The sequence below is a fragment of the Novosphingobium sp. TK71 genome (genome assembly GCF_055361505.1).
On sequence record NZ_JBSZKA010000001.1, the window covers coordinates 1,004,926 to 1,017,805 of the forward strand.

The following is a 12,880-nucleotide window of genomic DNA, read 5'->3' on the forward strand; positions in this document are numbered from 1 at the left end:
GCAATATCCGCAATTGCAAGATGCGAAGCATTCCTTGCAACTTTCGTCAGACAATCACTTAAAGATTTGTATTAGAAGGATTTTTTCTGATTCCATCGTCAGGCGGAAAAATTGCGACTGCGAAGTAATTGCAATAATCGCCGGAAATGTCGCTCCCGATCGCACCCAACCTGCTGCTGATCCTCGCGCTCCTGCTCAAGACTAAAAGCGTGAGCGGGACGGCACTCGCCCTGGGCGTAAGCCAGCCCAGCGTAAGCCGAGCGCTCTCGCAGCTTCGAACCGCACTGAAGGACCCGCTGCTGGTCCGCTCCGGCGCCGGCATGGCAAGGACGCGCCGGGGTGAGGAACTTGTCGGCAAACTGGCGGACTGGGTGACGACGACGTCCTCCCTGCTCATGGAGGACAGCTTCGCGCCCGCCGAAGTGGAACGGCGCTTTCGCATCGCCTCAACCGATTTCGGGGTGATGTCGGTGCTTCTGCCTGCCATCGCGATGCTTCGAGAACTCGCGCCCGCTATCTCGATCGACATCGTGCCGCTCAGCCATGCCACGCATCGCTCGCTGGCGGAGGGCGATATCGACTTCGCGATTTCCGGGCTCGACCATGACCCGGCGCAGCTTCATCGAATGCTGCTCTTCAGGGACAGCTTCCGCTGCGTCACGCGACGCGATCATCCCCTGGCCGTAAGTGATGGCACGCCGATCACGGTGGAAACCTTTCTGGAGCACCCCCATCTCGGCCTCACTGTAAGCGAGGCGGAACTGGACCGGGTGACAATGACGCTCGGGCCGCTCGCCGCCACGCGCAAGGTCGCCGCCAGCCTGCCTTACTTCGGCCTCGCGCCGGACATGCTGGCGGCCGGCGATCTCGTGATGGTGCTGCCCGCACGGGCGGCAAACCATTTCAGCCAGACTCACGAACTGGCTTCGCGCCCAGCGCCGGAGCAACTGGGAGAACTGGAATACTGGCTGCTCTGGCACGAGCGCAGCCACCGCGACCGAGCAGCCGAATGGCTGCGGGACCGGCTTCAGGAGATCTGCTCCGCAAGCCTGACCGGCAAACCTGAATAGTCGATATCCGATCTTGATTGTTGGCCTTGGCCGGCTTCCGTCCCATTGTGCTAATGCAATCTATTCGCATTAGCACAATGGGGGTTTCCGTGTTCAAAAAATCCGGGCTGCGCGCGAGCGCGGCCACCCTGGCGCTTGTCGTGGCACCTGCCGTGTCGATCAGCGCCGTCCCGGCGCGCGCCGACGAGGTAGACGGCACGACCAACGGCTCGACGATCGTCGTCACCGCGACCAGCCGCGAGCAGGAAGTGAAGGATGCGCCCGCCTCGATCAGCGTCCTCACCCGCGCGGATCTGGAACGCCTGCCCTATCGCGAAATAACCGATGCGCTGATGGAAATTCCGGGCGTCACCGTAACCCCGGGCGAAGGCAACAGCCGCGACATCTCGATCCGCGGCATGTCTCCGCAGTACACGCTGATCCTGGTCGACGGGAAACGCCTCAGTTCGCGCGAATCCCGCACGAACGGGGGCAGCATCTCCGAAGGCGGCATGTTGCCCCCGCTGGAGGCCATCGAACGCATCGAAGTGGTGCGCGGCCCGATGTCATCGCTCTACGGCTCGGACGCGATGGGCGGCGTCGTCAACGTCATCACCCGCCGCATCGCCGACAGCTGGCGCGGCAGCGTCCGAGTGAACGGCACGATGCAACTCGGCAGCGATTATGGCAATTTCGCGGACGGCAGCTTCTATCTTTCCGGTCCGGTCACCAAGGGCATCGGCCTCCAGGTGCAGGGCTCGATCAACCGCCGCACCGAGGACAACGTGATCGGTGGCACCCCCGACCGCAAGGACGAGAGCCTCTCGGGCAAGCTGGGCTTCTCGGCCGGGCCGGACCACGACCTCCTGATCGAGGGCGGGTACTACCGCCAGAAGACCGTATCGACCGCAGGAAAGACCGTGGAAGTGACCGCCACCGTGCCTGAAGGCACCGTGGATTCGCAGACCCAGGAACGCTACGTCGCCGCGCTCAGCCACCAGGGACGCTGGGGCTTCGCCAGTTCCGAAAGCTACGTCCAGTACGAGGACGCCAGGAACATCGAGAGCGACAAGCGGATCAAGAACACGGTCGCACAGTCGATCTGGTCGGTGCCGCTGCCGTCGAACATGCTCAGTCTCGGCGGGTTCTTCCGCAACGAGGACCTGAGCGACACCACCGGCAACTTGCTCTCCGGCTCCACCCGCGCAGGTGCCTCGCGTACCAACTGGGCGCTGTTCGCCGAGAACGAGCTCACCATCCTCGACAACCTGCGCCTCACCGGCGGCATCCGCCTCGACAAGGACGAGCAGTACGGCTCGCACTGGACGCCGCGCATCTACGCGGTGTGGAATGCGGCCAGCAACTTCACGCTGAAAGGCGGCTATTCACAGGGTTTCCGCGCGCCCAACCTGCGCCAGACATTGCCGGACTGGGGACAGAGCAGCCGCGGCGGCACGATCTATGGCAACCCTGACCTCGAAGCCGAGACCTCGCGCACCGTAGAGGCGGTGGCGATGTACGAAGGCAAGGGCTTCGAAGCCAGCCTCACCGTCTACGACACCCGCTTCAACGACAAGATCACCCGCGTGACCTGCGAAGTGGCCGGCGCGTGGTGCATCGACGAGCCGCTGAGCTCGATCGGCCGCCCGCCAACGACGTACGTGAATGTCGACAAGGCGAAAGTGCGCGGCATCGAGGCCACCATCGATATCGCCCTCACCGGCACGCTGCGCCTGAACGCCACCGGCACGCTGACGGATTCGGAACAGCTGACCGGCGCCAACATCGGCTCCGCGCTGAACGACACGCCCAAGCAGCAGGCCAGCGGTTCGCTCAACTGGCGGCCCGACGACCACCTGACCGTTTATGCACGCGCCGTGTTCCGCGGCGAGGAAGCCGTGACGGAAGCCCAGATCAGCGGCAACAACATCGTCGCCTCGTCCTATACAACCGTGGACGTCGGCGGTTCGTACAAGGTCTCGCCGGCCTTCACTTTCCATGCCGGCGTACAGAACCTGCTCGACAAGCGGATCGACTACGACAACTACGGCTATGTCATCGATCCGGCCCGCATCTGGATGGGCGCCACCGCCCGCTTCTGACGACCACGAACTGGCGCTTCGGGGCATCATTCCCGGAGCGCCTTTCGGCTTTTAAATCGAGGACATACCATGCTTTTCCGCTCCCTGCTTCTCGCCGGTTTCGCGGCCGCCGCATTTGCCGCCCCCGCTCATGCACACCGTGCCTGGCTGCTGCCGTCAACCGCCTCCCTGTCCGGCACCGGGCAAGTCGTCTCGGTGGACGCCGCCGTATCGAACGACCTGTTCCACCCCGATCACGTCGCACTGAACACCGACCAGATCACGGTCAATGCTCCCGACGGCAGCGACGGCCTGGTTGAGAACGCCGCCAAGGGCCGCCACCGTTCGACCTTCGACGTGAAGATCGACAAGCCCGGAACCTGGAGGATCGGCACCCAGCGCACGGCCTATGCCGGAAGTTTCAAGCTGAACGGCGAGGAATGGCGCGTCGGCGGCCGTCCGCCGCGTCCGGTTGCGCCGGGCGCTGCTCCCGCCCCGGTGCGCCGCGTCGCGGGTCTGGCGGATATTCCCGCCGGGGCAACCGACATCAAGCTGGCCGAAGTCATCGCGGCCAATGCGATATTCGTAACCGCCGATGCCCCCACCAAGACCGTCTTCGTCACCGGCAAGGGGCTGGAGTTCGATCCCGTCACTCATCCCTCCGCGCTCGTTTCGGACGAGGAAGCCCGGTTCCGGTTCCTGGTCGACGGCAGGCCCGCCGCAGGCGTGAAAGTCAACGTGGTTCCCGGCGCCAAGAAGTTCCGCGAAGCCGAAATGGCGCAGGAACTCGTGACCGACGCGCAAGGCGTGCTCACGGTGAAGTGGCCGGTCGCCGGGGTTTACTGGCTCAACGCCGCTACCGCCGATGCCAGGCCCGACGAACGCCGGGCCAGCGAACGGCGCATGAGCTTCACCACCACGCTGGAAGTGCTTGCCCCCTGATCGTGCCGGAGTTGCCGGACCTCGTTCGGCAACTCCGCGTCGGGGCGGCCGGGTTTCCACCGGGCGCCGCGAGATGAACCGATCGACGATCCCAGCATCCCGTCCTTAGGCGGGCTCGGTATGCCCGCCCACCCAGAGCGGTATCCGTCCGTGCGGACGGGGGTGACACTTGGCACTTTCAATGTGCGAACACAGAACACGCATTGGATGCTATGTTGCGCCGGCCCGTCGCCCGGGCCATCAGCAAGGAGGATGAGATGACCGCACCTCGCGAAAGCAAGACAGCCATCGGTGGACACAAGCTTCACCCGGACACTCTGATGCTGAACTATGGCTACGATCCGTCTCTCTCGGAAGGGGCGGTCAAGCCTCCGGTTTTCCTGACATCGACGTTCGTTTTCCCGACAGCCGAGGAAGGCCGGGACTTCTTCGATTATGTTGCCGGCCGGAAGGAGCCGCCTGCAGGTCAGGGGCGCGGGCTGGTCTATTCCCGCTTCAACCACCCCAACAGCGAAATCGTCGAGGACCGGCTGGCGGTCTATGAAGGCGCCGAAGCAGGCGTCGTGTTCTCCTCCGGCATGGGCGCGATCACGACCACTGTATTGGCGTTTGCCCGGCCCGGTGACGTGATCCTCCATTCGCAGCCGCTTTACGGCGGAACAGAGACGCTTTTGGCGAAGACTTTCGCCAATCTGGGCATCAAGGCGCTCGGCTTTGCAGATGGACTGGACGAAGCCGCCGTGATGGCAGCCGCAAGTGAGGCGGCAGCACTGGGACGGATTTCGATGGTGCTGATCGAGACCCCGGCCAACCCGACCAACAGTCTCGTCGACATATCGCTGCTCGAACGCGTTTGTGCCAGAATGGGCGACCTGCAGGGGCACCGCCCGCTACTGGTATGCGACAATACTCTTCTTGGCCCGGTGTTCCAGCATCCCCTGGCACATGGCGCCGACATTTCGCTCTATTCCCTGACCAAGTATGTGGGCGGGCATTCCGACCTCGTGGCAGGCGCTGCGCTCGGCTCGGCGGCACTCATGCGCGAAGTTCGCCTCCTGCGCAGCGCAATCGGGACCCAGTTGGACCCTCACAGCTGCTGGATGCTGAGCCGGTCGCTGGAAACACTGGGTCTTCGCATGGAGCGCGCGAATGCCAACGCCGCCGTGGCCGCCACATTCCTGAAGGATCATCCGAAGGTTATCGGCGTGGCCTACCCCCCATTCTATCCCGCAGGTTCCCGGCAGGCCGAAGTCTTCGCCGCCCAGTGCAGCGGCGCGGGCTCTACCTTTGCCTTCGATATTGCCGGAGGCCAGCCCGCCGCGTTCCGGTTCCTGAACGCATTGCAGATCTTCAAACTGGCGGTCAGCCTCGGAGGCACGGAATCGCTGGCGAGCCACCCGGCGACCACGACCCATTCGGGCGTCCCTCTGGAAGTGCGCGATCGTATCGGCGTACTGGAAACGACTGTGCGGCTTTCCATTGGCATCGAACATGCCGAGGATATTGTCGCCGATCTCGCGCAGGCGCTCGACCTCGCCTGACCTTGCGCCGCGGCAGACCGACCTTTCGAAAGCGCAAGGTCGGTCTGCCGCCAAGCAGCGTCGCGCTGCCATTCTCCATCCACCGGTGCTGGATATCGGGCGCGCCAACGGCCGCACCGGAAGATGTTTCTTTGAGAATGCCTGTTTAGGGTTTCGTAAAAACGCCGGATCAATAAGTAAATCGAAGCGTCGCGCCATAAGTGCGCGGCGCCGCCCGCGCCGTGGTGGCACCGAGCCCGGTCGATATCTTTTGCTGGAAATACTTTGTGTCCGAGATGTTCTTCATCCAGAACTCCAGCCCCCATTTCTCCGTCGGACGGTATTCGATCGAGCCGTTAAGCAGCATGTATTCGTCCTGCTTCAGGACCCCGTCCGTCTCGAAAGGAAAGCCGCTGTTGTAGCTGCCCATCATGTTTACGCGCAGTTGCTGCACCTCACCCAGCGGGATGGTCGCGCTGGCGCCGAGACTGGCGGAAAAGTCCGGCGCCGTCGGGGTCTGGAACCCTGAAGCATCGCCGAAGCAGGTCTTGAACCCGCCGGCCTGCGGCCCGGTGGTCATCCCCGGCGCGCGGGTTCCGGTGGCGTCGCAGATAGCCGGGTTGGGGTAGATGAACGGAGCGCCTGCCAGCGTGTCGGTCGGGCCGAAGTAGTGGAAGCGGGAATCGAGCCAGGTAAAGCCCCCGAAGATGCGCAGACCGTCGGTCGGCGCGGCCTCGAAATCCACGTCGAGACCATCCACCTTGACCGAAGCCGCATTCAGCAGGGCCGCCGTTCCGATCGTGCCCACCGCCGCCGAGCGCACCTGATAGTTGGTGATGTCATAGTGGAATACCGAGGCATTCAGGCGCAACGCACGGTCGAACAGTTCCGACTTCACGCCGATTTCGTAGGCGTTGATATACTGCGGCTGGACGGGCGGAAGCTGCGGGTTCTGCAACGAATAGGTGCCTGCCTTGAAGCCGCGGTTATAGGAGGCATAGACGCTCACGTCGTCGGAAAGCTCCTGCCGGATCGCGGCGCGCCAGGTGAATTTGCCATAGCTTATCTTGTCGTCGGTCGGGATGAGAACACCCACGACATCGTTGGCGAGCGGGGCATAGCCACCGCCGAGGCGGCGCTGGTCCTTTGTATAACGGACGCCGCCGGTCAGCTTGGTCGTGGATGTCAGCGCATAGGTCACTTCGCCGAACGCCGCGTAGGAATCGGTATCGAGCGTGGCATCGATGTACTGGCCGCTGGTGAGCCCGCCCAGCGCCAATCCGGTGAACCTGGCCCGGTTGAAAACCTCTGAACGCAGGTAGAACGCCCCGATTTGCCAGCTGAGCGGTTCCGTGTCGCTCGATGCCAGCCGCAATTCCTGCTGATAGGCGCGCGAGCCCGATGTGAACGCGATCCGCATGTAGGGAACCTGCGTGGCATCAACGTCGAAGTCCGATCTGTTCTTGCTGTCGCGCAAGGAACTGATGCTGGTCAACGTCGCGAAGCCGAGATCCGCCTCGCCCGTCAGGCTAACTCCCCAGTTGGTCAGCTGGGTGAGCGAATAATCGTTCGATGCCGTGTCCATGCTGCCGATCGAACGGATGCCCCCGACTACGAGATAGTCCTCATCCACGCTCCAGCCGACCGCGGTATTGTCATCCGTATCGTAGTAATCGCCTGACAGCACGAATTTCACATCGTCGCTGGCGCGAAGCACGATCTTGGATCGGGCGCCCCAGTACCGCATCTTCTTGATATCGCGGTCCAGCGTGACGTTTCGGCCCCAACCGTCGCGCTGGTCGTAGCCGGTCAGGGCGATGTCCGCGCTGATCCGGTCCGTGATCGGCCCGCCCAGATAGGCCTGCCCCTGTATCGTGTCGTAGTTCGCATAGCCCACCTGCCCGGACGCTTCGAGATGGTCCCCCGGCTCCCGGGTGATGACATGGATGAGCCCGCCGAATGCATTGCGGCCGAACAGCGTACCCTGCGGCCCCTTCAGCACCTCTATACGCTCTATGTTATTGAATTGCATGACGGTGCTGGACAAGTCCGGCATATAGACCCCATCGACGTAGAAGGCATTCGAGCCTTCGTCCCCGATCGAGGCATTGGTGGTGCCCACCCCCCGCACGAAGAACAGGCCGCTGGCACCCGAACGGGAGAACTGCACCGCCGGAACGGCCTGGGTCAGCGTATTGGTCTCGGAAATGCCGGAGGACTGAAGCGCTTCCGATCCGACTGCGGTGATCGCGATCGGCACTTCCTGGAGGTTCTCCGCCCGGCGCTGCGCGGTCACGATGATTTCCTGAAGGCCGTGCGCCTCATCCTGCGCCCTTGCCGGCCGCACCTCGCACAAGGCCATGACGGCGATGGCAGCGCAGCCCCAATACGCAGGTAAAGAGCTGGAAAACCGACGATTTCCTGACATTGCACACCCTCCAGATTCGTGCAGGGGCGCCGGTCCCGGCGCTCCTCCCATTGCGAAGCCATGCTTCGCCTGTCCTGCCGAGGCGCTCGATTGTATTTGAAATTGCCGCCCCGGATCGCTCCCAAGGGTGATCGGCACGAATAGGAGGGTCAATCGATCAGGAACCGCCAAGGCCGCAAATTTCCGCCACAAGCATAAGAAATTGGCGGATTTTACATCAAGGGAACATAGTTCTCCTGCACGTTCCGTCCTCATGGCGGGCCGTTTTTGCCTCGAACCTCGATCATTGCCGCCCGGGAGTTCACGCCGGGGAGATCGGCGGAACGAAAGCCCCCGCCGGATGCTGCAGCGCGAAACAAATTCTTGCAGCCGGTCCCTCGATTAGGCAAGATAGGGCCACGAATTCGGATTCTGCCCGCAATGACGCAGGCGTGATCCAGCGGTCCTTCGGAACCGCATATAGAGGCAACGACGCCATCGACTGGCCCTGCAAGGGGCCCGGTCGGTGGCGTTTTTTCGTTTTGGGGACCATGTGAGCAACAGGACGGTCAAGAGCGTATGTCCCTACTGCGGCGTCGGCTGCGGTATCGTCATGGAAGTGGCGGACAACCGGATCGTCAAGGTCTCCGGCGACAAGAGCCATCCCACCAATTTCGGCCGGCTCTGCACCAAGGGCAACACCTGCCACGAACCGGTGGCGGCGGCGGGCCGTGCCGTCACGGCCTATGCCCGGATCGCCGGGGGCAATGACCAGGGCGCTATCCCCATGGAAGAGGCGATCGGCCGCACTGCACGGGGCCTGCGCGCGATCATCGATCGCGACGGGCCGGATGCCGTCTCGCTCTATGTATCGGGCCAGATGTCGCTGGAGGCGCAATATCTGGCCAACAAGCTCTGCAAGGGCTTCATCGGCACGAACAACATAGAGAGCAATTCGCGCCTTTGCATGGCGAGCGCGGCGAGCGGCTACAAACTGTCGATCGGGGCAGACGGCCCGCCCGGCTCCTATCAGGATTTCGACAAGGCGGACCTGTTCTTCGTGATCGGCGCCAACATGGCCGATTGCCACCCCATCCTGTTCCTGCGGATGATGGACCGGGTGAAGGCCGGGGCACGGCTGATCGTCGTCGATCCGCGCAGCAACGGCACGGCGGACAAGGCCGACCTGTTCCTCCAGATCCGCCCCGGCACCGATCTCGCGCTGCTGAACGGCCTGCTCCACCTGCTGGCGCAGGAGGGCCGGATCGACGAGGATTTCATCGCCGCCCACACCGAGGGCTGGGACCCGATGCCCGAGTTCCTGGCGGATTACACCCCCGCCCGCGTGGCCGAACTGACCGGCATTCCCGAGGCCGACATCAGGCAGGCCGCCCGATGGATCGGCGATGCGGGCGAGTGGATGTCATGCTGGACCATGGGGCTGAACCAGAGCACGCACGGCACCTGGAACACGAATGCGATCTGCAACCTGCACCTCGCCACGGGGGCGATCTGCCGACCGGGAAGCGGCCCCTTCTCGCTTACCGGCCAGCCCAACGCGATGGGCGGCCGCGAAATGGGCTACATGGGTCCGGGCCTGCCGGGCCAGCGCGCGACGCCCAGCGATGAGGACCGCCGTTTCGTGGAGGACGCCTGGGGCATTGCGCCTGGCAGCCTTCGCGTGGATGCCGGGGCGGGGACGATATCGCTGTTCGAGGAGATGGCCGCAGGACGGATCAAGGCCTGCTGGATCATCTGCACCAACCCGGTGGCCAGCGTGGCGAACCGCAAGACCGTGATTGCAGGGCTGGAAGCCGCCGAACTGGTGATCGCGCAGGACGTCTACATTGATACCGAAACCAACCGCTACGCCGACCTGATCCTGCCCGGCGCCCTGTGGGCCGAGGCGGAAGGCGTCATGATAAATTCCGAACGCAACCTCACGTTGATGCAGAAAGCCGTCGATCCGCCGGGAGAGGCGATGGCGGACTGGCAGATCATCGCCCGCGTCGCCTGCGAAATGGGTTATGGTCATGCGTTCACTTATGCGTCGGCCGCGGAAGTCTTCGAGGAAATCCGCGGATTCTGGAACCCGCGCACCGGATATGACATCCGCGGCGCCAGCCATGACCGGCTCCGCGAGGCTCCGCTGCAATGGCCCTGCCCGCCGGGTGACGATCATGGCCGGAACCCCATCCGATACCTCAACGACGGCGTGAGCCAGACGGGCCGGATTAACGAGGACGGCAGCCGTCCGGCGATCTCCTTTCCCACCGAAAGCGGAAAGGCGCACTTCCTGCCCCGGCCGCACCTGTCCCCCGCCGAGATGCCGGATGCCGATTATCCGCTCGTGCTCAATACCGGCCGCCTCCAGCACCAGTGGCACACGCTGACGAAGACGGCGAAAGTGGGGAAGCTCAACAAGCTCAATCCGGGACCGTTCGTGGAAATCCACCCCGAGGACGCCGCGGCGCTAGGCATCGGCGAGGGTGACAGGGTGGAAGTCCGCTCGCGGCGGGGCCGGGCTGTCCTCCCCGCGATGCTTACAGAGCGGGTCCGTCCCGGCAACTGTTTCGCCCCGTTCCACTGGAACGACGTGTTCGGCGAGGATCTGGCCGTCAATGCGCTCACCAGCGACGCGGTCGATCCGCTTTCGCTGCAACCCGAATTCAAGTTCTCCGCCATTGCCCTCGCCCGGCTGTCAGGGCCGGTGGAAGACGATCCCATCACAGCCGCGCCGGAAGACATGACACCGCCATTCGCAGACCCCCTGCCCGGCCCGGCCGGACTGCTCCCGTTCCAGACGGCCGCGATCGACGCATTCCTGCAGGTCATGGGCCTGAGCCCCGGCACGCCGCCGGCGCTATCCGGAAGCGAGGAACGCTACCTTTCGGGCTTCATGACCGGCCTGCGTTCGGGCAACCTGCCTGAAGACGCCGGTGTGCCCGTGCTGCCCGGCGGATCACCGGTCGATGAAGACAAGCGGACCTACATGAACGGCCTCCTGGCCGGCCTCTTCTCCCGCTCGCCTGCAATTCCGGGCGGCGATCGGAGAGAGGCGGTATCCCTGCCCGCCGCCGCGCCGTCCAGGGAAAGCCTGGCCGAAGTGCTGGTGCTCTGGGCGTCGCAGACGGGAACGGCGGAAAGTTTCGCCGAACAATGCGCCAGCCGGCTTGCCGAACAGTCCTGCAAAGTGAGGCTTGCGCCGCTGGGCAGCGTGAAACCTGCGGACCTGGCCGCGGCAGGCCGGGCGCTGTTCATCGCCAGTACCTTCGGCGACGGCGATGCCCCCGACGACGCGGGCGCATTCTGGTCCGCGCTGGCATCGGAAGCGCCTTCAGGGATCGAAGCCCTGCGCTATTCGGTGCTGGCCTTTGGCGATTCCAGCTACGACCAGTTCTGCGGTTTCGGGCGAAAACTCGACGCCCGGCTGGAGGAACTTGGCGCCAACCGCCTCGCGCCCCGCGCCGATTGCGAACCCGACTTCGAAGTGGAAGCCGCGCGATGGCTGGATGCGGTATCGGCGGCCCTGCTCCCCGGCACGATGGATGTGCCCGCCGAAGCGGCAATGGAAGGTGCCGCCGCCGTGCTCACCGCCGCTCCGGTATCCCCCGCACTGCGCTCCGCCCAGGCCCCGGCGCAAGTCTCCTACACCCGCAAGGCCCCGCTCAGGACGGCGCTGGTTCGAAACACCCTGCTCAGCGGGCTGGGCGCACAGAAGGAAGTGCGCCAGTTCGGTTTCGATCTCGCCGGGCACGATTTCGCCTACCGCGCCGGCGATGCGCTGGGGGTATGGCCGATCAACTGCCCGGCGCTCGTGGCGGAGATCGTGGACCTGCTTGCGCTCGATCCCGATGCTCCCGTAACTATCAAGGGCCTTGGCGAAGTGCCGCTCCACGAAGCGCTGCTCCGCCACTGGGACATTGCCAAACCCACGCGCAACATTCTCGAACTCATTGCCGAGCGCATGCCGCAAGCCGCGTTCGTCCCGCTGCTCGATCCGGACCGCAAGCCGGAGTATGACCGGCTCCTGCGCGAAAACCAGATCGCCGATATCCTGCACGAAACCGGCGCCCAGCTCGACACGGCAGACCTGATGCAGGTCATGCGGCCATTGCAACCGCGCTTCTACTCGATCGCCTCCAGCCCGCTTGCGCAGGCGAACGAGGTGCAACTTACCGTCTCGGTCCTGCGCTACAGCAACCGGGGGCGGCGACGCTCGGGCGTCTGCTCGGCCTTCATGGCGGACCGCGCAGCCGAGTACGAGGCGGAGCGCGGAACCGGCCTGTTCCTGCAACCATCCTCGCATTTCCGGCCGCCCGCCGATCCGGCCCGCGCCGCGATCATGGTAGGCCCGGGCACCGGCATCGCACCTTTCCGGGGCTTCCTCCATGACCGCGAGGCGAGCGGCGCGGCGGGAAGCAACTGGCTGTTCTTCGGCGAGCAGCACGAGGCCACCGACTTCTACTACCGCGAAGAGATCGACCAGTGGCGCCGTTCAGGCCACCTCGACCGGCTCAGCCTCGCCTTTTCCCGCGATCAGGCGGAGAAGGTCTATGTGCAAAACCGCATGATCGAGGAAGGCGCAGAACTGTGGCGCTGGATCGACGGGGGCGCGCATTTCTACGTCTGCGGCGATGCCAGCCGCATGGCCAGGGACGTGGACAAGGCGCTCAGACAGGTGATCGCGGTACACGGAGGCATGACGGCCGAGGCGGCCGACGATTACGTCGCCCAGATGCGGGAGGACAAGCGCTACGCCCGCGATGTCTATTAAGTGGCGTAAGAATTGTTCATAACATCCCCGCCCACGCGCCATTTTGTTGAACTTGCGCGGCGCAATCGATAGCCGGTTCGTTCCTCCTCTCACTGGGTGCCCCG

6 protein-coding genes are annotated in these 12,880 nt (G+C 64.3%); 5 read left to right on the forward strand and 1 reads right to left on the reverse strand.

Annotation, left to right across the window (positions count from 1 at the left end; all coding sequences use genetic code 11):
* Nucleotides 1-146: 146 nt before the first annotated feature.
* The 4 genes from ACXJ16_RS20600 (at nt 147) to ACXJ16_RS20615 (ending at nt 5,613) form a co-directional block, all read left to right on the forward strand.
* Complete coding sequence (locus tag ACXJ16_RS20600; RefSeq protein ID WP_463923208.1) at nt 147-1,070, forward strand: LysR family transcriptional regulator; 924 nt, start codon at nt 147-149, stop codon at nt 1,068-1,070.
* Between the two features lie 89 nt (nt 1,071-1,159).
* The gene (locus ACXJ16_RS20605) at nt 1,160-3,151 is read left to right on the forward strand and encodes a TonB-dependent receptor domain-containing protein (protein ID WP_463923209.1); all 1,992 of its coding nucleotides are present in this window, start codon (nt 1,160-1,162) and stop codon (nt 3,149-3,151) included.
* 69 nt (nt 3,152-3,220) lie between these two features.
* Nucleotides 3,221-4,072, forward strand: a complete 852-nt coding sequence (locus tag ACXJ16_RS20610) for a DUF4198 domain-containing protein (RefSeq protein ID WP_443478206.1) — start codon at nt 3,221-3,223, stop codon at nt 4,070-4,072.
* A gap of 257 nt (nt 4,073-4,329) precedes the next feature.
* Complete coding sequence (locus ACXJ16_RS20615) at nt 4,330-5,613, forward strand: cystathionine gamma-synthase family protein (RefSeq protein WP_443478207.1); 1,284 nt, start codon at nt 4,330-4,332, stop codon at nt 5,611-5,613.
* 169 nt (nt 5,614-5,782) lie between these two features.
* Here the strand turns inward: ACXJ16_RS20615 and ACXJ16_RS20620 are convergent, their stop codons facing one another.
* A complete protein-coding gene (locus ACXJ16_RS20620; RefSeq protein ID WP_463923210.1) occupies nt 5,783-7,954 on the reverse strand; it encodes a TonB-dependent receptor in 2,172 nt (723 codons plus the stop codon).
* A gap of 598 nt (nt 7,955-8,552) precedes the next feature.
* On the opposite strand from ACXJ16_RS20620, the gene ACXJ16_RS20625 reads away from it, so the two are divergent.
* Nucleotides 8,553-12,776 carry a bifunctional nitrate reductase/sulfite reductase flavoprotein subunit alpha gene (locus tag ACXJ16_RS20625; protein WP_463923211.1) on the forward strand — a complete coding sequence of 1,408 codons (4,224 nt, stop codon included), beginning with the start codon at nt 8,553-8,555 and terminating at the stop codon, nt 12,774-12,776.
* Nucleotides 12,777-12,880 lie beyond the last annotated feature (104 nt).